Consider the following 19,856-nt stretch of genomic DNA (forward strand, 5'->3'; position numbering starts at 1 on the left):
TCCTTCCCACTCCGAATTCCAGGGAGGATCGTGCAATGACCATCGTTCTCGCTTACCGCGGCCCGGCCGCCTGAACGTCTGCACGATCAGTTCTCGTCGCCTCACCGACCTGACACTTTCCCTGCGCTGACCTGATCGCTGCCGACACCGCCGGACGACCCTCACGGGCCGTTTCCGACGACTCCGCATCCGATCGTCCACCCCAAACCGTCACCCCATTCCGCCCGGCATCCCGCCGTGCGGATTCGCCCCGTCCGACCCCTTCGGTCGGACGGTTTTCCCACCTCCAGATCCGTTGGAGATCATCATGCATATCTCGACCGAGAAGCGTGCCTTCCGTCCGTCCCTGTCGCTCGTCGTCGTCGCCTTTGCGGAGCTGGGCCGCGTCCTCGTGACGCCGCGCCGAAAACCCCGCGATACCGACTCGCTGAGCGAGCATCTGAAACGCGACGTCGGGTTAAGATCTTGATACGGCAGCGGGGCGGGGTCTTCGGACGCCGTCCCGCCGCTCCCCGTCCATAGATCGACCGCCGTCCCCGGCCTCGAGCCGGGCGCGCGACCGCACGTCGCCGCCCGGACCGCAGGCATTCGACGTTGGATAGGACTATAGTCATGTACGCATATCGTGCGCCGCCGCAGCCGGCCGCGCCGGCGGTGCGGCTCGTTCCCCTGGTCACGGCGCAGGACCGGGCGGTGTTCGCCTCGCTTCGGGTGGCGCCGGGGCAGGAGGGCTTCGTTGCCAGCAATGCGGAATCGATCGCCGAGGCCGATGCCTCGCCATGGTGCGCGCCTCTCGGGGTCTGCGACGCCAGCCATGGCGGCCCGGTCGGCTTCGTCATGCACGCGCTGGACCCCGAGGACGGCCATCGCTGGATCTACCGGCTGATGATCGACGCCCGGTTCCAGGGCCGCGGCTTCGGCCGCGCCGCCCTGCGGGCGACGCTCGCCATCCTGGGCCGCCTACCCCACGGCGAGCAGGTGCTGCTGGGCGTGGTGCCCGGCAACGCCACGGCCCGCCGGCTCTATATCTCCGAAGGTTTCGTCGAGACCGGCGAGATCCTCGGTGACGAGCTGGTGCTGCAGCGCGTCCTGCACCGAGTCGAGGCCGCCTGAGCGGCGGCCTCGATTTCCTTTCCTTGCCTCACGCGGGGTGAATCGGGGCCTCGGCGCAACCGCGTTCCGGCCCCCGCATGCACGTGCTACGGTCCGCGCTTCGCCGATCCCGTCCCGTATTTCGTGCCGATAGCCTTGCCCGACAGCAGTATCCCCGCGACGACCGATCCGTCCGTCACGCCGATGATGGCGCAGTATCTGGAAGCCAAGGCGGCCCATCCGGACTGCCTGCTGTTCTTCCGGATGGGCGATTTCTACGAGATGTTCTTCGACGACGCGGTCACGGCCGCGGCGGCGCTCGATATCGCCCTGACCAAGCGCGGCCAGCACCAGGGCGAGGACATCCCGATGGCCGGGGTGCCCGCCCACAGCCACGAAGCCTATCTGGCCCGGCTGATCCGCCAGGGCTTCCGCGTCGCGCTGTGCGACCAGACCGAGAGCCCGGAGGAGGCGAAGAAGCGCTCCGGCAAGACCCTGGTGCGGCGCGAGGTGGTGCGCATCGTCACCCCCGGCACGGTGACCGAGGACGGCCTCCTCGAACCCCGCGCCGCGAATCATCTGGTGGCGCTGGCCGACGTCGCCGGCACCCTCGCCATCGCCGCGGTCGACATCTCCTCCGGCGACCTCGTGACCGAGCCGACCGCGCCCGACCGGCTGGGCGCGGCGCTGGCGCGTTTCGACCCGAGCGAGATCCTGCTGCCCGAACGGGTGCTGCAGAATCCGGACCTCTTCGAGCTGCTCGGCGAATGGAAGATGCGGCTGACGCCGCAGCCGGGCGCCCGCTTCGACAGCGAGAACGGGCGGCGGCGCCTGCAGGAGCTGTTCCGGGTCGGCACGCTCGACGCCTTCGGCAGCTTCGAGCGGGCCGAGGTCGCGGCGGCCGGCGCGCTGGTCGACTACATCCAGCTGACCCAGAAGGCGCTGCCGCGGCTGTCGCCGCCGCGCCGCCTGCCGCGCGGCGCGGTGATGGAGATCGACGTCGCCACCCGCCGCAACCTGGAGCTGACGCGGACGCTGTCGGGCGAGCGCAAGGGCAGCCTCCTGGCCGCGATCGACCGCACCGTCACCGGCCCGGGCGCCCGGATGCTGGCGACCCATCTCGCGGCGCCGCTGACCGAGCCCAATGCCATCGCCGAGCGGCTCGATGCCGTCCAGGCTCTGGTCGAGGACAGCAGGCTGCGCGAGGATCTGCGCGCCCTGCTGCGCGCCTGCCCGGACGCGGAGCGGGCGCTGACCCGGCTCGGCCTCGGCCGCGGCGGCCCGCGCGATCTGGCCGCGATCCGCGACGCGCTGCGCCAGGGCGGGCGCTTACGCGAACGGCTGGGCGCGCCGCGCTTCCTCGACCTGCCGCTGCTGCTGTCCCGCGCCGCGGCCGAGCTCGGCGAGCATGACGGGCTGGTCGATCGGCTGACCCGGGCGCTGGCGGAGGACCTGCCGTTGCTGATCCGCGACGGCGGCTTCATCGCCCCCGGCTACCTGCCGGAGCTGGACGAGGTCCGCACCCTGCGCGACGAATCGCGCCGGCTGATCGCGGCGCTGCAGCAGCGCTATGCCGACGAGACGAAGATCCAGAACCTGCGGATCCGCCACAACAACGTCATCGGCTACCACATCGAGGTCTCGGCCAACCAGGCGGAGAAGCTGCTGCAGCCGCCGCATGCCGGCACCTTCATCCATCGCCAGACCATGGCCTCGGCGATGCGCTTCACCACGGTCGAGCTCAGCACGCTGGAACGGTCGATCGCCGAGGCGGCGGACAAGGCGCTGGCGATCGAGCTGCGGCTGTTCGCCGATCTGGTGGCCGAGGTCACCGGCCGGGCCGAGGCGATCTCCGGCGCCATCCGCGCTTTGGCCGCCTTCGACGTCGCCGCCTCGCAGGCCGAGCTGGCGGTCGAGCGGCGCTATTGCCGGCCGAAGGTGACCGACGGCACCGCGTTCCGGATCAAGGGCGGCCGCCACCCGGTGGTCGAGATCGCCCTGGCCGAGGCCCAGGCCGGGCCCTTCGTCGGCAATGACTGCGACCTGTCGGAGGAGCGGCGGCTGTGGCTGCTGACCGGCCCGAACATGGCCGGTAAGTCGACTTTCCTGCGCCAGAACGCGCTGATCGCGGTGCTGGCCCAGATGGGCGGCTTCGTGCCGGCGGAGGAGGCGGAGATCGGCGTGGTCGACCGGCTGTTCAGCCGGGTCGGCGCGGCCGACGACCTGGCGCGCGGCCATTCCACCTTCATGGTCGAGATGGTGGAGACAGCGGCGATCCTGAACCAGGCGGGGCCGAGGGCGCTGGTCATCCTCGACGAGATCGGCCGCGGCACCGCCACATTCGACGGCCTGTCGATCGCCTGGGCCTGCGTCGAGCATCTGCACGAGACGACGCGCTGCCGGGCCCTGTTCGCCACGCATTACCACGAGCTGACGGCGCTGCAGGCGCGGCTGCCGCGCCTGGCCTGCCACACCATGCGGGTGAAGGAATGGCAGGGCGACATCGTCTTCCTGCACGAGGTGGCTCCCGGCACCGCCGACCGGTCCTACGGCATCCATGTCGCCCGCCTGGCCGGGCTGCCGGCCGCCGTGGTCGGCCGGGCGCAGGAGGTGCTGGAGGCGCTGGAGCAGGGCAAGGAAGGCCGCAGCGTCGCCAAGCTGGTCGACGACCTGCCGCTGTTCTCGGCCGCGGCGGCGCGCCCGGCCGCCCCGGCGGCGCCGAGCGGCCCGTCCGAGCTCGAGACGGCGGTCGCGGCGCTCGACCCCGATGCGATGACGCCGCGCGAAGCGCTGGAACGGTTGTATGCTCTGAAGGCGCTGCTCACCTAAGACCTGATCATGCCCGACGAGACCGCAATCCGCCCTGGCGCCCGTCCCGGCCTTCGGGGCCGCCTTCGACGCTTCCTGCCGCGCGGCGCCGCGACCGCCGCCGCCCCGGCCGTCATGTCCCCCGCCTCGGCCAAGGGGCGCGGCGAGCGGATCGACGCGCCGCACGAGATCGTCGACCCGGCGGCGCTGGAGCGGCGGCTGCACGAGGCGCTGACGGCGGGCGACGCGCAGGCCCAGCGCGGCGCGATCCTGGCGGCGCTGCGCGAGACGCTGGCGGCCGGCCGCGCGGCGATCCGCCGCCGCTTCGTCGAGGAGGCGGGGACGGCCGATGCCTGCGTCGCCGAATCCGCCTATCTCATGGATGAGCTGATCGGGGCGCTGGCCTCGCTGACCGTGTCGCGGCTGTTCCCGGTGTCGAACCCGACGGTGGGCGAGCGCTTCGCCATCGCCGCTGTCGGCGGCTATGGCCGCGGCGAGCTGGCGCCCTTCTCCGACATCGACCTGCTGTTCCTCCTGCCCTACAAGCGCAACCCGCGGGTCGAGCAGGTGGTGGAGTACATGCTCTACCTGCTGTGGGACCTCGGGCTGAAGGTCGGCCATTCCGTGCGCTCGGTCGACGACAGCCTGCGCCTGGCCCGCAGCGACGTCACCATCTGCACCAGCCTGATGGAGACGCGCCTGCTGTGGGGCGAGCCGTCGCTCTACGACACGCTGCGCCGCCGCTTCGTCGAGGAGGTCGCGGCCGGCACCGGTGCCGCCTTCACCGAGGCCAAGCTGGCCGAGCGCGACACCCGCCACCGCCGCATGGGCGACAGCCGCTACGTGCTGGAGCCGAATGTGAAGGAGGGCAAGGGCGGCCTGCGCGACCTGCAGACCCTGTTCTGGATCGGCAAGTACCTGTACCAGGTCGACGACGTCGACGGCCTGGTCGCCAAGGGCGTGCTGACGACGGAGGAGGCGCGGCGCTTCCGCCGCTCGGAAAGCTTCCTCCTGGCGGTGCGCTGCCATCTGCACTACCTGACCAACCGGGCCGAGGACCGGCTGACCTTCGACCTGCAGCCGGAGCTGGCGCGCGTCGCCGGCTACACCGACCATGCCGGCGCCAAGGGCGTCGAACGGCTGATGAAGCACTACTTCCTGGTCGCCAAGGAGGTCGGCAACCTGACCCGCATCTTCTGCGCGGCGCTGGAGGCGGAAAGCCAGCGCCGGCCGAAGCGCGGCCTCGCCTTCCTCGGCTTTGCCGCGCCGATGGTGGACGGGCTGCCGCTCGACGGCGACCGCATCAGCCTGGCCGGCGAGAAGCAGCTGCGCGACCATCCGGTCGACATCATCCGGCTGTTCCGGGTGGCCCAGGCGCGCGATCTCGACATCCACCCGGCGGCGCTGAAGCTGATCACCCGCAACATCGACCTGATCAATGGTCTGCGCGAGGATCCGGCGGCGAACCGCATCTTCCTCGAGATCCTGACCGCGGAGCAGGACCCCGAGATCCCGCTGCGGCGGATGAACGAGGCCGGCGTGCTGGGCCGCTTCATCCCGGATTTCGGCCGGGTGGTGGCGCAGATGCAGTACGACATGTACCACACCTACACGGTGGACGAGCACACGCTGTTCGCGCTCGGCATCCTGCACCGGATCGAGACCGGCGAGGCGGCGGAGACGCTGCCGCTCGCCACCCAGGTGATGCGCAAGACCGGGTCGCGCCGGGCGCTCTACGTCGCGCTCCTGTGTCATGACATCGCCAAGGGCCGCGGCGGCGACCATTCGATCCTGGGCGCGCGGGTGGCGCGCAAGCTCGGTCCCCGTTTCGGCCTGACGCCGGAGGAGGTCGAGACCGCGCAGTGGCTGGTGCGCTGGCACCTCCTGCTCAGCGACACCGCCTTCAAGCGCGACATCGAGGACGACAAGACGGTGCAGGACTTCGTCGCCGCGGTGGAGAGCCCGGAGCGGCTGCGCCTGCTGCTGGTCCTGACCGCGGCCGACATCAGCGCCGTCGGCCCCGGCCGCTGGACCGCCTGGAAGGCGACGCTGATGGCCGAGCTGTACCACCGGGCCGAGGAGCGGCTGTCCGGCGCCGACGAGGCGGTCGGCGTGGAGCACCGTGTCGACCAGGCCAAGGAGCAGCTGCGCCAGGCGCTGGCGGACTGGCCGCGGGAGGCGGTCGAGGCCTATCTCGGCAAGGTCAGCCGCGCCTATTGGCTGGCCTTCGACGGCGCCACCCAGGCCCGCCACGCCCGGCTGGTGCGCGCCGCCGAGGAGGAGGGCGAGCCGCTGGCGATCGACATCCGGGTCGACCAGGAGCGCACGGTGGCCGAGCTGACCATCCACACCGCCGACCATCCCGGCCTGTTCTCGCGCCTGGCCGGCGCCATCGCCGTCTCCGGCGGCACCATCGTCGAGGCCAAGATCTTCACCTTCGCCGACGGCATGGCGCTCGACACCTTCCTGGTGCAGGACGCGGTCGAGGGCGGCGCCTTCGACGCGCCGGAGAAGCTGGCCCGGGTCCGGGTGTCGATCGAGCGCAGCCTGTCCGGCGAGATGAAGATGTCGGCGGAGCTGGAGCGGCGGCACCGCAGCTATCCGCGCCTCCATTCGGTCTCGATCGCGCCGCGCGTGCTGATCGACAACGAGGCCAGCCGCACCCATACGGTGATCGAGCTGAACGGCCGCGATCGGCCGGGCCTGCTGCACGCGGTCGGGCGGGCGCTGACCGGGCTCGGCCTGCAGATCTCCTCGGCCAAGATCTCCACCTTCGGCGCCCGCGCCGTCGACGTGTTCTACGTCAAGGACGTGTTCGGGCTGAAGGTCGAGCACGAGGCGAAGCTGGCGCAGATCCGCAGCACCCTGGGCGAGGTGCTGGCCGACCCGGTGGCCAGGCCGCTGCCCGCCGCGCCGAAGCGCCGCCCCCGCGCCCGCCGGTCGGCGGTATGAGCGTCTCATTCATGATGGCCCATGACTTTTGTCCTCCCCCTCCCCCCGCGGGAGGGGGTAGGGGGAGGGGGTGTCGATCGAAGAGGGCTGGCGCGAGGTCATTCGAGAACACATCGGTGCCGTGCCGATCCGTCGGCATTGATCTGACGGCACCAAACCCCTCCCCCTACCCCCTCCCGCAAGGGGAGGGGGAGGATGAATTTGGGCGCGAGGATATCCGATGACCCCTCCCGCCGAACGCATCGCCGTGATCGGGCTCGGCTATGTCGGGCTGCCGGTGGCGCTGGCCTTCGCCCGGCGCTTTCCCGGCACGATCGGCTTCGACATCGATCCGGCCCGCGTCGCCGCCCTGCGCGACGGCCATGACATGACCGGCGAGGTCGAGCCGGAGGAGTTGGCCGGCGCCGACTTCACCGTTACCGCCGACCCGGCCGACCTGGCCGGCGCCAGCTTCTTCGTCGCCACCGTGCCGACCCCGATCGATGCCGAGCGCCGGCCGGATTTCGGGCCGCTGCTGCGCGCCTGCGAGACCATCGGCCGGGCGCTCAGGCCCGGCGCCGTGGTGGTGTTCGAATCCACGGTCTATCCCGGCGCCACCGAGGAGGTGTGCGGCCCGGCGCTGGCCCGCGCCTCCGGCCTCAGCGCCGGCACCGACTTCGCCCTGGCCTATTCGCCGGAGCGGATCAACCCCGGCGACCGCGAGCACCGGCTGGAGCGGATCGTCAAGGTCGTCGCCGGCCAGGACGCGGCGGCGTTGGAGCGGGTGGCGGCGGCCTATGGCGCGATCGTCCCGGCCGGCATCCACCGGGCGCCGTCGATCCGCGTGGCCGAGGCGGCGAAGGTGATCGAGAACACCCAGCGCGACCTCAACATCGCGCTGATGAACGAGCTGGCGATGATCTTCGACCGGCTCGGCCTGCGCACGGCGGAGGTGCTGCAAGCCGCCGGCACCAAATGGAATTTCCTGCGCTTCCAGCCCGGCCTGGTCGGCGGCCATTGCATCGGCGTCGATCCGTACTACCTCACCGCCAAGGCGGAGGCGGTGGGCTACCGGCCGGAGATGATCCTGGCCGGCCGCCGCATCAATGACGGGATGGGCGCCTTCCTGGCCGGCAAGCTGGTCAAGGTGCTGGCGCGGCAGGGCCGCACCATCCTCGGGGCCCGGGTCGGCATCCTCGGCCTGACGTTCAAGGAGAACGTCTCCGACCTGCGCAACAGCCGGGTGCCGGACATCGTGGCCGAGCTGCGCTCCTACGGCGTCGAGCCACTGGTGCACGATCCGCTGGCCGATCCCGAACGGGCGCGGCGGGAATACGGGCTGGAGCTCGCCGGCCTCGACGCGTTCCGCGACCTCGACGCGCTGGTGCTGGCGGTGCCGCACCGGGCCTATCTCGACCGGCCGCGCGACGAATTCTGGGCTTGCCTCAAGGATGGCGGCCTGGTGATGGATGTGAAATCTGCGCTGGATCCGGCGAGCGTGCCGCCCCGCCTGGCCTATTGGAGTCTCTAGATGTCCGCCCCGGTCGCTGCCGCTGAACCCGTCCTGGTCACCGGGGCCGCCGGCTTCATCGGCTTCGCTTTGGCGCGGCGGCTGCTCGACTCCGGGCGGCGGGTGGTCGGGGTCGACAATCTCAGCCCCTATTACGACGTCCGGCTGAAGGAGGCGCGGCTGGCGCAGCTGGCGGACCGGCCGGGCTTCGCCTTCCACCGGCTCGATATCGCCGACCGGTCGGGCATGGCCGGGCTGTTCGCCGAGGTGAAGCCGGCGCTGGTCGCGCATCTCGCGGCCCAGGCCGGGGTGCGGCATTCGCTGAGCCACCCCGAGACCTATGTCGACGCCAATGTCGTCGGTTTCCTCAACGTGCTGGAGGGCTGCCGCCACCACGGGGTGCGCCACCTGGTCTTCGCCTCCTCCAGCTCGGTCTACGGCGCCAACACGGCGATGCCGTTCTCGGTGCGCCAGAATGTCGACCATCCGCTCAGCCTCTACGCCGCGACCAAGAAGGCGAACGAGCTGATGGCGCATTCCTACAGCCATCTCTACCGCCTGCCGGTCACGGGGCTGCGCTTCTTCACCGCCTACGGCCCCTGGGGCCGGCCGGACATGGCGATGTTCCTGTTCACCCGCGCCATCCTGGAAGGCCGGCCGATCGAGGTGTTCAACCACGGCCGGATGCTGCGCGACTTCACCTATATCGACGACTTGGTCGAAGGCGTGGCCCGGGTGCTGGACCGGGTGCCGCAGCCCGACCCCGCCTGGACCGGCGACCGGCCGGACCCGGCCTCCAGCACCGCGCCCTATCGGCTCTACAACATCGGCAACACCCAACCGGTGGCGCTCTTGGACATGATCGCGGTGCTGGAGCGGGCGCTGGGCCGCGAGGCGCAGAAGATCTTCCGCGGCCTGCAGCCCGGCGACGTGCCCGAGACCTATGCCGATGTGGCGGAGCTGGAGGCGGCCGTCGGCTTCCACCCGACGACGCCGATCGAGGTCGGCATCCCGCGCTTCGTCGAGTGGTACCGCGGCTTCTACGGCGTGTGATCAGAGCGGCTTCGGCACCAGCGACTGGACATCGGCGCCGTTGACCAGGACCTTCCCCGACGGGTCGATCACGATGTCGTAGTCGCGGGCCGACCGGCCGTCGGGCAGCGTCGTCTGCCGGCCCAGCACCTGCAGCACGCTCAAGCCCGCTGCGGCCTGGCTGGCCTGCGGATCGGCCTGCAGCGCCTTGACCAGCCCGTCGATGCCGGTCAGGCGCAGCTGGAGGTCGCCCGTCTGCCCCCGCACGGCATCGCGCGCCGACGCGATCGTGCCGCGGAGATCGAGCGAGGCCTCCGGCGCCGCCAGATGGACGGCATCGATGCGAACGCGCATCGAGGATTCCGAGACGAGGCGCGTCACCTCGGCCGGATCGCGCTCGCCGGGCAGCATCTCATCCGCGATCATCGTCCAAAGCGGCATCCCATCGATCGTGATCTGGATCGTTCCCTCGGTCGGGAGCCAAGCGGTGTAGGGGGTGGGTGGTTCGATCGAGAGGTCCCGGCTGTCCAGCCGCAGGGCGACGCGCGCACCATCCCGGTCGAAGCTGCTCATAGCGCCGCCGATGGCGAGAATCCCGATCTTGGCCGTTCGTCCCGGCACCTTGGTGGTCAGCCCTTCGACTCTTATCTCCTCTCGACTGGCCCGGCCGACGCTGGCGAGGAAGCTCTCCTGCAGGTCGCGGATGGCAGGGTCGTCGCCCGCGACCTGCGCGGCGTCGCCCGTCAGGCCGGCGAGGCGTCTGACCAATGCGATGGCACTGTCGCTCAGCCCCACGACATCCACGCCTTCTGCGCCGACATCGAAGACGATCCGGCTGGCGGTGATCGTGCCGGTGCCGCTGGGCGACGGCGAGACGAAGCCCTCGATCGTGTAGCGCGAGGTCAGGTCCGAGCGCTTGTCCCCCAACGCCTTGCCGCCGTTCGAGATGGTCAGGCGATCGATCTTGGCCGGATTGCCGGCATCCTGGCGACCCACAGTCAGTCGATGCAGGATTGTATCGACCGAAACGACAGCCGGCTCGTTCAGGTCGATAAAGCCTTCCGTGCGGCGGCTTTCGGCGGTGACCATCCACACCACGCCGTCCGCCCGCTCCAGGCGGCACGTCACCGGAGCTTCGCTGCTGAGAGCATAGCGTCCGGCTGTCGTCGGGGTTGCGCGCATCTGGCCCGGATCGCATGCGAGGATCGTGCGGCCGAGAAAGGACCAGAGCCCGTCGGACAGCATCTTCTGCCTGCCGCCCGGCGTCTGAATTCTGTACCCGTCACCATCGGGCTCAACGTTCCAATGGCCGATCATCTGGAGGGTCGGCAGCTTGGTCACGAGATAGTCGGCCTCCGCCGACGTCAGGTCCACGCCGGAGGGCATCCAGGCTTCCAGGGCTGACTTCAGCTTCGCCGCTTCCTCGGCCGTCGCCTGGGCCGAGGCCGGACCGGCCGCAGTCGTCAGCAACCCGAGGCCGAAGGCCAGGCACAGAATCCGCCGCATCGTGTTTTACTCCCCCGTTTCCGCCACTATGGCTCCGGCCCGGGGACGGGTGAAGCCGGATTCAGCCGCGCACCGCGGCCCTCCACGCGCCGGGCGGGCCGCCGAAGGCGGCGCGGAAATGCCGGGTCAGGTGGCTCGGATGGGTGAAGCCGCAGGCGGCGGCGATCTCGGCCAGCGGCTGGTCGCTCTCGGCCAGCAGCCGGCGGGCGCGGTCGAGCCGCCGGGCCAGCACATAGGCGTGCGGCGGCAGCCCGACGGAGGCGCGGAACATCCGGGCGAAGTGGTACTCCGACTGCCCGGCCACCGCCGCGAGCCGGCCGAGCGTCAGCGGCTCGTCCAGCGCCGCCTCGACGAAGTCCAGCACCCGGCGGCGGATATGCGGGGCCAGGCCGCCGTCGAGGGCGGGGGAGGGGCGGCGGCGCAGCCGGCGGCCGGCGAGATGGGCCAGCAGCTCGTGCCCGGTCTGGGTCGCCGCCAGCCGGGCGCCGGTGTCGCCCCAGTCCAGCCGGATCAGCCCGGCCATCAGCCGCGCTGCCTCCGGGTCGTCGAAGAAGGTGTCGTCCGGCAGCGTGGTCTCGCGGATGTCGGCATCGTGGGCGGCGGCGCCGGCCGCGGCCAGGGCGCCGGCGTCGAAGTAGAAGTGCAGGAAGCGCATCGGCCGGCTGAGGATCCAGTGCGATTCATGCTCGGCCGGCAGCAGGCAGAACCGGCCGGGGCCGCCGTATCGGCCGGGGAAGCCGATGCGCTGGGTGCCTTCGCCGCCCTCCAGGTACAGGCTCAGCGTGTGGTGGCCAGGGGAGCGGTAGCCGGTGGTGTCGTGGGCGTTCCACCACTCCGCCAGGGTGAAGCCGTCGCCGATCTCGACCGTCCGCTCCAGCACCGCGCGCGACGAGGCCAGCGCCGCGACCACGCCGTAGCGCGCCGCCAGCCGCTGCAGCTGGGCGTCCTCGATCCTCTGTCCGGGCCGGTTCATGGTGCGGTCAGGTTAGACCCGCGCCGGGCCGCGGGCCAGGGGCGGCGCCGAAACTGCGCAAGGATGTGCAATCACGGGCGGAGCCGGCGGGCGCAGGGTAGGGGCGAGACCCGGAACCCCGATGCCGTCATGACCGCCGCCCTGTACCTGCTCGTCGTCCTGATCTGGGGCACCACCTGGATCGCCATCCACTACCAGATCGGCCCGGTGCCGGTGGAGCTGTCGATCCTCTACCGCTTCGCGCTCGCCGCCCTGGTGATGTTCGCGCTGCTGCTGGTGACGCGCCGGCGCGAGCGGCTGCAGGCCCGCGACCATCTGGTCTGCCTCGGCCAGGGGCTGGCGCTGTTCAGCGGCAATTTCCTCTTGGTCTATCACGCCTCGGCCTATGTCCCGAGCGGCCTCGTCGCCGTCGCCTTCTCCACCGGCAGCGTCTGGACCGCGCTGTTCAGCCGGGTCGCGCTCGGCCAGCCGCTGAAGCCGCGCGTCCTCGCTGGCGGCGCGGTCGGGCTGGCTGGGCTGTGGCTGCTGTTCGGCATCGACCCGGCGCAGCTCGATCTCGAGATGCTCTGGGGCCTCGCCCTGGCGCTGGCCGGCACCATGGGCTTCGGCGTCGGCAACGTCCTCGCCGTGGTGCACCGGCGCCGCGGCCTGACGCCCTGGACCACCACCGCCTGGGGCATGCTGTACGGCGCGCTGATCCTCCTGGCCGTGGCGCTGGTCCAGGGCCTCCCCTGGCGCTTCGACCCGTCGCCCGCCTATGTCGGGGCCCTGCTCTACCTCGCGATTCCGGGCTCGGTGATCGCCTTCCTGGCCTATCTGACCCTGGTCGGCCGCATCGGCGCCGACAGGGCGGCCTATTCGACCGTGCTGTTCCCGCTGGTGGCGCTGAACGTTTCGGCGCTGCTGGAAGGCTATGTCTGGACCGCGACAGCGGTGGCCGGGGTGGCGCTGGTGCTGCTGGGCAATGTGCTGGTCTTCGCGAAGCTGCCCGGGCGCCGCAACGGCGCGGCACCGGCACGGGCCTGACGGTCAGATCCCGCTCGGCGGCCCGTCATCCTCGAAGGCCGGCAGGGTCTCGTCGATCGCGTGCCAGGGCAGGCGGGTGCCGATCCAGGCGTGCTGGCGCGGCCGCAGCGCCGTCGGGTCGTCCAGCGTCGCCAGGGTGACGCCCATGGTCTTGCCCTCCGGCTCGAAGCCCTCGAAGGCCAGAGGCGAGCCGCAGCCCGGGCAGAACCAGCGCCGGCCCTTGGACGAGGAGCGGAAGCCGCGCGGCTCGCCCTTCGTCCAGCGGAAGCCCTCATAGGCGCCGGTGGCCCAGGCCACGGCCGGGCTGCCGGCGGCCTTCTGGCACATCCGGCAGTGGCAGTAGTCGACCGAATGGATCGGCCCGTCATGGCGATAGCGCACGGCGCCGCACAGGCAGCCGCCTTCGAGCGGCAGCGGGGCGGCGCTCACGGCCGGCCGATCACCATCGGCCGCCGCGACGGGCGGCTGCGGCGCCGGCCGATCGGCAGCGGCGGCAGGATCTCCGCGCGGCACTCCGCCGGCCGCACCGGGGCGCGGCGCGGGGCCGGGGCGAAGACGGTGAGATAGGCGTCGAGCAGATGGTGGAACATCGGGGCCTCCTGGGCTCACCAAGACTCTGCCGCTTCGCCCGCCTCGGCACAAACGCCGTTCCCTTGCAGCATCTGTAAGGAAAAGTTACAGATGAGCGATGCGCCCGCTGCCGCCGCTGAACGCCGTCCGCGCCTTCGAGGCCGCCGCCCGCCGCGGCAGCTTCACCGCGGCCGCGGCCGAGCTCGGCGTCAGCCATGCCGCGATCAGCCGCCATGTCCGCGGGCTGGAGGCACGGCTGGGCGTGCCGCTCTTGCTGCGCGACGGCCGCGGCCTGGCGCCGACCGAGGCGGGGCGGGCCTTCGCCGCGGTGGTCGCCGACGCCTTCGACCGGCTGTCCCAGGGCATGGTCGCGATCGCGGCCGAGGCCGGGCGCGGCCGGCTGCGCCTGTCGGTCGAGCCCGCCTTCGCCGGGCGCTGGCTGGTGCCGCGGCTCGGGTCGTTCCGCAAGCTCCACCCCGGCATCGACATCGAGCTCGACCCGACCCAGCGCCTGGCCGATTTCCGCGGCGACCGGACCGACCTGGCGATCCGCTACGGCCGCGGCGGCTGGCCCGGCCTGGCCGCCGAGAAGCTGGTGCAGGTGATGGACTACCCGGTCTGCGCCCCGGCCCTGGCGGCGCAGCTGACGACGCCGGCGGACCTGCGCGGCCAGACCCTGCTGCATGACGAAAGCGCCCAGACCTGGGCGCTGTGGCTGGCCGCGGCGGGGGTCGAGGGCATCGACGCCACCCGCGGCCCGCGCTTCCTCGACGTGGCGCTGGCGCTCGACGCCGCCATCGCCGGCCAGGGCGTGGCGATGGGCGACGACGTGCTCTGCGCCCGCGACATCGCCGCCGGCCGGCTGGTGCGGCTGTTCGACGTCACGGTGCCGCGCAGCTGGTACTGGCTGGCGATGCCGGAGGACCGCCGCCTCTCCCCCGCCGCCGGCGCCTTCCGGGCGTGGCTTCTGGACTGCCTGCCGCCGGTGGAGGAGGGGTGAGCGGTGGAGGGCGGAGATCGGGTCTTTGTCGTCATTGATGGGCGCCGGTATTCTCCCTGTGGGATGGGAGGTTTTCATGGACCATCGACAAAATTGGGAACGACTGGAGAACCTGCTCCAAACAGCGCTCGATCATGAGCAGTCCCGCCTTCCTTCGGAGGACGTGAGCAATATTCGGCGCTTCATCGATCATGGTGAATATGGACTGGCATGGGAGGAGTTAACGGCCGCCCTCTCGGAGCTGAATTTGGTGCCGAATGAGCGTACCAAGAAGACCATGCAGGAAGCCGCCAGCCTCATGTACCCAGACGGCCGCTAGCCGCCCTTTGCGGCCAGGCGCCAGTTTCGTGGATGCCGTCCTCATCGTCATCGCGAGGCGCGAAGCGCCGTGGCGATCCAGAGGTCGGTGTCGCTGGATGGCCACGCCCCTTCGGGGCTCGCCATGACGACGACGCTGGTCAATTCCCCGACCCGGCCGGCCGTGTCACAAAATTCACCAGCCGTCCAGGCACCGCGATCTCCCGCACCACCTCGCGGCCCTGCAGCAGTGCCGCAACCCGTGGGTCGGACCGGGCGGCGGCGATCAGGGCCGGGGCGTCCAGGCCGGCCGGAGCGCGGATGTGGTGCCGTACGCGTCCGTCCAGCTGCACCGCGTAGTCGCGGCTCTCCTCCGCGGCCAGAGCCGGGTCGAAGCCGGGCCAGGGGGCGTGGGCCAGCGAGTCCCGGTGGCCCAGCTTCTGCCACAGCTCCTCGGCGATATGCGGGGCGAAGGGCGCCAGCAGCAGCGCGAAATCCTGCACCACCGTGCGCGGGCGCGGGTCGGCGGCCGCCAGCGCCCTGGCCAGCCGCATCAGCCGGGCAATCGCGGTGTTGCAGCGCAGCGCCTCGATGTCGGCGGTGACCGCCGCGACCGTGGCGTGGCGCAGCCGCAGCAGATCGGCCGGCGGCTCCACCTCCCGCACCGCCGGGCTCAGCGCGTCGTCCGGGCCGCAGACGACGCGCCAGGCGCGGTCCAGGAAGCGGCGGATCCCGGCCACGCCGTCGGTCTGCCAGGGCTTGGCCGCCTCCAGCGGGCCCAGGAACATCTCGTACAGGCGCAGCGCGTCGGCGCCGTGCTCGGCCACCACCGCGTCCGGGTTGATGACGTTGAAGCGGGACTTCGACATCTTCTCGGCCTGCCGCACCACCGGCACCGCGCCGGCATAGTAGCCGCCGTCGCGCTCCTCCACTGCCGTCGCCTCGTAATAGCGGCCGGAGGCGTCGCGGTAGGAGGGGGCCAGGATCATCCCCTGGTTGAACAGCCGCTGGAACGGCTCCGGCGTCGAGACCACGCCGATGTCGTACAGCACCTTGTGCCAGAACCGGGCGTACAGCAGGTGCAGCACGCCGTGCTCCGCCCCGCCGACATACAGGTCGACCGGCAGCCAATAGCGCTCGGCCTCGCGGCTGACGATCTCGCGGTCGTTGCGCGGGTCCAGGAAGCGCAGATAGTACCAGCAGCTGCCGGCCCATTGCGGCATGGTGTTGGTCTCGCGCCGGGCCGGGATGTCCGTGCCGGGCACGGTGGTCTCGACCCATCCGGCGGCGCGGGCCAAAGGCGGCTCGCCGCCCGGCGCCGGCGCATAGTCGTCCAGCTCCGGCGGCAGCAGCGGCAGGCTGTCCTCCGGCAGCGGCACCACCGAGCCGTCGGCCAGGTGCAGCATCGGGATCGGCTCGCCCCAATAGCGTTGGCGCGAGAACAGCCAGTCGCGCAGGCGGTAGGTCACCCGGCGCGTGCCGTCGGGGCCCACCTCCTCCGACCGGCCGATCCAGTGGCGTTGCCGGGCCTTGATGCTCTCCGGCCAGTCCAGCCCGTCCAGGTCCGCCAGCAGCCGGTCGGCATAGGCGGTGATGCGCAGCATCCATTGCCGCATCGGCCGCTGGACCACCGGGTCGCCGGTCTCGACATAGCGGCCGTCCTTGACCTCCTCATTCGCCAGGACGGTGTTCTGGGCCGGGCACCAGTTGACCGCGACCTCGGCCTGATAGGCCAGGCCGCGCTCGACCAGCTTCAGGAAGATCCATTGCGTCCAGCGGACGAAGCCGGGATCAGTGGTCGCCAGCTCGCGGTCCCAGTCGTAGGAGAAGCCCAGGCGACGCACCTGGCGGCGGAAGGTCTCGATGTTGCGCCGGGTGGTGACCGCGGGGTGGATGCCGGTGCGCATGGCGTAGCGCTCCGCCGGCAGGCCGAAGGCGTCCCAGCCGATCGGGTGCAGCACGTTCCAGCCCGCCATGCGCTTGTAGCGGCAGACGATGTCGGTGGCGGTGTAGCCCTCGGGGTGGCCGACATGCAGCCCGGCGCCGGAGGGGTAAGGGAACATGTCCAGCGCGTAGAATTTGGGTTTCGCCGGGTCGATCTCCGCCCGGAAGGTGCGGTTCTCGTCCCAATAAGCCTGCCATTTCGGCTCGATCGCCTGCGGATCGTAGGCCATCCGTGCCTCCTTGCCCGTGGAGAGGGGGAGCTATGGCCGACGGCGGACCTCCCGCCGGCGGCCGCCGGGAAGTCGGGGATGGCTGGGGACGGGCCGCGGCGCGGCCTGGATGTCGGTGGTCATGGGATGGGATCGCAGCAGAGGAGGACGAACGCCGGACGCAAAGGTCCGGCCGGCTCAGAAAGCCGGAGTGCTAAGTCGTCCCGAAACTGCGCAGTTGGTCGTCATGGCAATGCCAGCATGGCGGATTCCGGTCGCGCCGCCAAGCCCGCTAGCTGGTCTTGATCGGCGAGGGGACCGAGGCCACGGCGGCGGCCGGGGTGGCGTCCTGGGCCACCGGCGCCCGGCGCACCGTCTCGCGGTGCAGGATGTAGAGGCCGCTGGCGACGACGATGGCGCAGCCGACCAGCATGGTCGGGTCCGGCACGTCCCGCCACAGCAGGTACCCGGAGACGACGCCCCAGATCATCTGGGTGTACTGGAACGGCGCAACCACTGCCGCCGGAGCCTGGCGGTAGGCGTTGGTGACGAAGAGATAGGCGGTGCCGCCCAGCACGCCGCCGATCGCGATCGCCAGCAGGTCGTTCAGCGCCGGCATCACCCCGCCGAAGGCCAGGATCATCAGCCCGGTGACGACCGCGGTGGTCGCGTTGGCGTAGAAGCCGAAGGAAATGCGGTTCTCGCTGGCGATGAAGCGGCGCAGCAAGAGGAAGCCCAGCGCGTTGACCACGGCGGAGAACAGCGCCCCCAGCACCGCCGGGTTGGCCATGCCCGCGCCCGGCCGCAGCATCACCATGACGCCGATGAAGCCGACGCCGACCGCGGTCCAGCGCCGCCAGCCGACGGATTCACCGAGGATCGGCACCGACAGCGCGGTGATCAGCAGAGGCGCGCAGAACAGCACGGCGTAGACGTCGGCGATCGGCATCTCGGCATAGGCGTGGAAGCAGGCGAAGGACCCCGCCAGCCCCATCGCCGACCGGGCCCCGTGCAGCCAGGGCCGCCGGGTGCGCAGCTGGCCGAAGCCGCCGGTGAGCTGGGCATAGGCCAGCATCGGCAGCAGCCCGAAGACGGAATTGAAGAAGATCACCTGGTGCAGCGGAAAGCCCGCGGAGACCCATTTCACCGCGGTGTCCATGCAGGTGTAGAGGGCGAAGCCGAGACAGGCGAAACCAATGCCCGCGGCGACGGAGGCGCGGGGCTGGGCGAGCGTGAGCGTCATGGGGGCGGCGGCCGGCGTAGGGCGGCCTTGAGGCCGCGACCGTCACATTACGGCCGCCGAATCGGCCGCGCCATTGCGCGCCGCGCATCGCCTGCCTTCGATTCGTGCAGGACTGGTTGCCTAAGTTTTGCCGTTATGGCTTGCGCGTCGGGCAATTGATTGCCGTCATTGCGAGCGAAGCGAAGCAATCCAGGGCAGCTTGCACAGGCCCTGGATTGCTTCGTCGGCTTCGCCTCCTCGCAATGACGAGGAGAGAGGACCGCGCCTAAGACCCCGGCGTCGTCAGGCCGAGGGTGGCGCGCGGCACCAGCATATAGGCCCGGCCCTCGGCGTTCATGGCGCTGGACAGGGCGCCGGCCTCGTGCCCCTCGCCCCAGTACAGGTCGCCGCGGATCGGGCCGCGGATGGCGCCGCCGATGTCCTGGGCCAGCACCAGCCGGCGCAGCGTCCGGTTCGGCACCGTCGGGTCGTCCTCGATGTCGAGCCAGACCGGCGTGCCGAGCGAGATGTAGTCCTTGTCGACCGCCAGGCTGCGGCCCGGCGTCAGCGGCACGTCATGCGCCCCGATCACGTCCTCCGCCGGCTTCTCGCGGAAATAGACGTAGCTCGGGTTCTGGTTCATCAGCCACTGCGCCCGGTCGGGATTGGCCAGCATCCAGTTGCGGATGTAGCCCATCGACATCTCGTCCAGCGTGGCGATGCCGGCATCGACCAGCACCCGGCCGACCGCCTTGTAGCGCCGGCCGTTCTGGCCGTCGAACTTCAGCCCGATGACGCTGCCGTCGGTCAGCCGGACCTTGCCGGAGCCCTGGATCTCCAGGAAGAAGGCGTCGATCGGGTCGTCGACCCAGACGATCTCGTAGCCGCGGCCGTCCAGGACGCCGCGGGCGATCTCGGCCCGGCTGCGGCCGCGGTCCGCCGCGCGCGACGGGGTGCGGTAGAGCGGCGTCTGGAAGGCGCCGCCGCGCACCCGGCTGCCGTTCAGCTCGGGCGCGAAATAGCCGGTGAAGCGGCCGTACTGGCCGCCATCGAAGCCGGTCAGGGCGACCGGGGTGAACCAGGTCTCGAAGAAGCGGCGGGCCTGGGCCTCGTCCTGCGCGGTCAGGCGGTGGGCGGCGTCGCAGATCGGCTGCCAATCCTCGACCGGCCCGTCGATGCCGTTGTAGTTCAGCCGGGTGCCCGGCGGCTTGGTCAGGTAGATGCTGCAGGTGTTCCACAGCGCCGGCAGGGCCGCGGCCACGTCGTCCTCCTGCCAGCCCGGCAGGTGCCGAAAATCGGTGGCGACGCCGCCGGTGCCGCCGCCCTTGGGCGGCCGGGTGGGGCCGGCGCAGCCGGCCAGGATCAGCCCCAACACTGCGATCAGGGCCGCGACACGCGAAACGGAGCGCATCTACGCAGCGCCTCCGTCCGGATCCTCGTCCTCTTCGATGCGGTGGCCCTCGTGCTGGCGCGCGTCGCGCTCCGCCGCGTCGGCATCGCGCCGCTTCTCCGCCCCCGTGCGGCCGAAGCGGACGCGGTTCTGCTGCGCCTTCGCCTCCTTCTCGGCGCGGGCCCTGGCCTTGCGCGCCTGCCGCAGATTGATCACCTCGCCCATCGCTCCGCCTCGCTCCCTCCGTGCTGACGACACTATCCGAAATGACGGCACCGGATAAGACCACTGTCGTATGGTGGTCCCGGAGTTCTGTCTCAATCCTGATTTGTATTGTGATTCCCGC

The 19,856-nt window shown here is 71.2% G+C and carries 17 protein-coding genes; 9 read left to right on the plus strand and 8 right to left on the minus strand.

Annotation, left to right across the window (positions count from 1 at the left end):
• Positions 1 to 307: 307 nt before the first annotated feature.
• From KXR53_RS31560 to KXR53_RS31585, 6 genes are all read left to right on the plus strand, one after another.
• A complete protein-coding gene (locus tag KXR53_RS31560; RefSeq protein ID WP_155888511.1) occupies positions 308 to 469 on the plus strand; it encodes a hypothetical protein in 162 nt (53 codons plus the stop codon).
• Positions 470 to 612: 143 nt separating this feature from the next.
• Positions 613 to 1,113, plus strand: coding sequence for a GNAT family N-acetyltransferase (locus tag KXR53_RS31565; RefSeq protein ID WP_437379584.1), 501 nt, complete (start codon positions 613 to 615; stop codon positions 1,111 to 1,113).
• A 183-nt stretch (positions 1,114 to 1,296) separates the two neighbouring features.
• The gene (mutS, locus tag KXR53_RS31570; RefSeq protein ID WP_437379608.1) at positions 1,297 to 3,921 is read left to right on the plus strand and encodes a DNA mismatch repair protein MutS; all 2,625 of its coding nucleotides are present in this window, start codon (positions 1,297 to 1,299) and stop codon (positions 3,919 to 3,921) included.
• 9 nt (positions 3,922 to 3,930) lie between these two features.
• On the plus strand, positions 3,931 to 6,852 hold the full coding sequence (locus KXR53_RS31575) for a [protein-PII] uridylyltransferase (RefSeq protein WP_437379585.1): 2,922 nt from the start codon (positions 3,931 to 3,933) through the stop codon (positions 6,850 to 6,852).
• A gap of 220 nt (positions 6,853 to 7,072) precedes the next feature.
• Positions 7,073 to 8,362 carry a nucleotide sugar dehydrogenase gene (locus KXR53_RS31580; RefSeq protein ID WP_437379586.1) on the plus strand — a complete coding sequence of 430 codons (1,290 nt, stop codon included), beginning with the start codon at positions 7,073 to 7,075 and terminating at the stop codon, positions 8,360 to 8,362.
• Positions 8,363 to 9,394 (plus strand): NAD-dependent epimerase, encoded by a 1,032-nt coding sequence (locus KXR53_RS31585; RefSeq protein WP_437379587.1) that lies wholly within the window; start codon positions 8,363 to 8,365, stop codon positions 9,392 to 9,394.
• Here the strand turns inward: KXR53_RS31585 and KXR53_RS31590 are convergent, their stop codons facing one another.
• Together KXR53_RS31590 and KXR53_RS31595 are read right to left on the minus strand one after the other, a co-directional pair.
• Positions 9,395 to 10,714, minus strand: a complete 1,320-nt coding sequence (locus tag KXR53_RS31590; RefSeq protein ID WP_437379588.1) for a hypothetical protein — start codon at positions 10,712 to 10,714, stop codon at positions 9,395 to 9,397.
• Positions 10,715 to 10,940: 226 nt separating this feature from the next.
• Entirely contained in the window at positions 10,941 to 11,852 is a 912-nt protein-coding gene (locus tag KXR53_RS31595) for a helix-turn-helix domain-containing protein (protein WP_437379589.1), read from the minus strand.
• Between the two features lie 129 nt (positions 11,853 to 11,981).
• Between KXR53_RS31595 and KXR53_RS31600 the strand changes: the two genes are divergently transcribed.
• Positions 11,982 to 12,878, plus strand: coding sequence for a DMT family transporter (locus KXR53_RS31600; RefSeq protein WP_437379590.1), 897 nt, complete (start codon positions 11,982 to 11,984; stop codon positions 12,876 to 12,878).
• A gap of 3 nt (positions 12,879 to 12,881) precedes the next feature.
• Here KXR53_RS31600 and KXR53_RS31605 read toward each other — a convergent pair whose 3' ends face one another.
• Both KXR53_RS31605 and KXR53_RS31610 read right to left on the minus strand, forming a co-directional pair.
• Entirely contained in the window at positions 12,882 to 13,307 is a 426-nt protein-coding gene (locus KXR53_RS31605) for a GFA family protein (protein ID WP_437379591.1), read from the minus strand.
• Positions 13,304 to 13,468 carry a hypothetical protein gene (locus KXR53_RS31610; RefSeq protein WP_437379592.1) on the minus strand — a complete coding sequence of 55 codons (165 nt, stop codon included), beginning with the start codon at positions 13,466 to 13,468 and terminating at the stop codon, positions 13,304 to 13,306. The genes KXR53_RS31605 and KXR53_RS31610 overlap by 4 nt, the downstream gene beginning before the upstream one ends.
• Positions 13,469 to 13,566: 98 nt before the next feature.
• On the opposite strand from KXR53_RS31610, the gene gcvA reads away from it, so the two are divergent.
• Positions 13,567 to 14,448, plus strand: a complete 882-nt coding sequence (gene gcvA / locus KXR53_RS31615) for a transcriptional regulator GcvA (RefSeq protein WP_437379593.1) — start codon at positions 13,567 to 13,569, stop codon at positions 14,446 to 14,448.
• A gap of 76 nt (positions 14,449 to 14,524) precedes the next feature.
• A complete protein-coding gene (locus KXR53_RS31620; protein WP_437379594.1) occupies positions 14,525 to 14,767 on the plus strand; it encodes a MafI family immunity protein in 243 nt (80 codons plus the stop codon).
• A gap of 139 nt (positions 14,768 to 14,906) precedes the next feature.
• Here KXR53_RS31620 and KXR53_RS31625 read toward each other — a convergent pair whose 3' ends face one another.
• From KXR53_RS31625 to KXR53_RS31640, 4 genes are all read right to left on the minus strand, one after another.
• The gene (locus tag KXR53_RS31625; RefSeq protein WP_437379595.1) at positions 14,907 to 16,919 is read right to left on the minus strand and encodes a class I tRNA ligase family protein; all 2,013 of its coding nucleotides are present in this window, start codon (positions 16,917 to 16,919) and stop codon (positions 14,907 to 14,909) included.
• 271 nt (positions 16,920 to 17,190) lie between these two features.
• A complete protein-coding gene (locus tag KXR53_RS31630; protein WP_437379596.1) occupies positions 17,191 to 18,141 on the minus strand; it encodes a DMT family transporter in 951 nt (316 codons plus the stop codon).
• A gap of 265 nt (positions 18,142 to 18,406) precedes the next feature.
• Positions 18,407 to 19,531 (minus strand): murein transglycosylase A, encoded by a 1,125-nt coding sequence (gene mltA / locus KXR53_RS31635; protein WP_437379597.1) that lies wholly within the window; start codon positions 19,529 to 19,531, stop codon positions 18,407 to 18,409.
• Positions 19,532 to 19,735, minus strand: a complete 204-nt coding sequence (locus KXR53_RS31640) for a DUF4169 family protein (RefSeq protein ID WP_437379598.1) — start codon at positions 19,733 to 19,735, stop codon at positions 19,532 to 19,534.
• Between the last annotated feature and the right edge of the window lie 121 nt (positions 19,736 to 19,856).

Origin of the sequence: Inquilinus limosus (assembly GCF_051487185.1) — a bacterium.
Taxonomy (GTDB): Bacteria; Pseudomonadota; Alphaproteobacteria; order DSM-16000; family Inquilinaceae; genus Inquilinus; species Inquilinus limosus_F.

What these genes read in the sequence shown, in the direction of transcription:
- KXR53_RS31560 (WP_155888511.1), top strand. Translation starts at nt 308, where the DNA reads ATGCATATCTCGACCGAGAAGCGTGCCTTCCGTCCGTCCCTGTCGCTC.
- KXR53_RS31565 (WP_437379584.1), top strand. Translation starts at nt 613, where the DNA reads ATGTACGCATATCGTGCGCCGCCGCAGCCGGCCGCGCCGGCGGTGCGG.
- mutS (WP_437379608.1), top strand. Translation starts at nt 1,297, where the DNA reads ATGATGGCGCAGTATCTGGAAGCCAAGGCGGCCCATCCGGACTGCCTG.
- KXR53_RS31575 (WP_437379585.1), top strand. Translation starts at nt 3,931, where the DNA reads ATGCCCGACGAGACCGCAATCCGCCCTGGCGCCCGTCCCGGCCTTCGG.
- KXR53_RS31580 (WP_437379586.1), top strand. Translation starts at nt 7,073, where the DNA reads ATGACCCCTCCCGCCGAACGCATCGCCGTGATCGGGCTCGGCTATGTC.
- KXR53_RS31585 (WP_437379587.1), top strand. Translation starts at nt 8,363, where the DNA reads ATGTCCGCCCCGGTCGCTGCCGCTGAACCCGTCCTGGTCACCGGGGCC.
- KXR53_RS31595 (WP_437379589.1), bottom strand. Translation starts at nt 11,852, where the DNA reads ATGAACCGGCCCGGACAGAGGATCGAGGACGCCCAGCTGCAGCGGCTG.
- KXR53_RS31600 (WP_437379590.1), top strand. Translation starts at nt 11,982, where the DNA reads ATGACCGCCGCCCTGTACCTGCTCGTCGTCCTGATCTGGGGCACCACC.
- KXR53_RS31610 (WP_437379592.1), bottom strand. Translation starts at nt 13,468, where the DNA reads ATGTTCCACCATCTGCTCGACGCCTATCTCACCGTCTTCGCCCCGGCC.
- gcvA (WP_437379593.1), top strand. Translation starts at nt 13,567, where the DNA reads ATGCGCCCGCTGCCGCCGCTGAACGCCGTCCGCGCCTTCGAGGCCGCC.
- KXR53_RS31620 (WP_437379594.1), top strand. Translation starts at nt 14,525, where the DNA reads ATGGACCATCGACAAAATTGGGAACGACTGGAGAACCTGCTCCAAACA.
- KXR53_RS31625 (WP_437379595.1), bottom strand. Translation starts at nt 16,919, where the DNA reads ATGGCCTACGATCCGCAGGCGATCGAGCCGAAATGGCAGGCTTATTGG.
- KXR53_RS31630 (WP_437379596.1), bottom strand. Translation starts at nt 18,141, where the DNA reads ATGACGCTCACGCTCGCCCAGCCCCGCGCCTCCGTCGCCGCGGGCATT.
- mltA (WP_437379597.1), bottom strand. Translation starts at nt 19,531, where the DNA reads ATGCGCTCCGTTTCGCGTGTCGCGGCCCTGATCGCAGTGTTGGGGCTG.
- KXR53_RS31640 (WP_437379598.1), bottom strand. Translation starts at nt 19,735, where the DNA reads ATGGGCGAGGTGATCAATCTGCGGCAGGCGCGCAAGGCCAGGGCCCGC.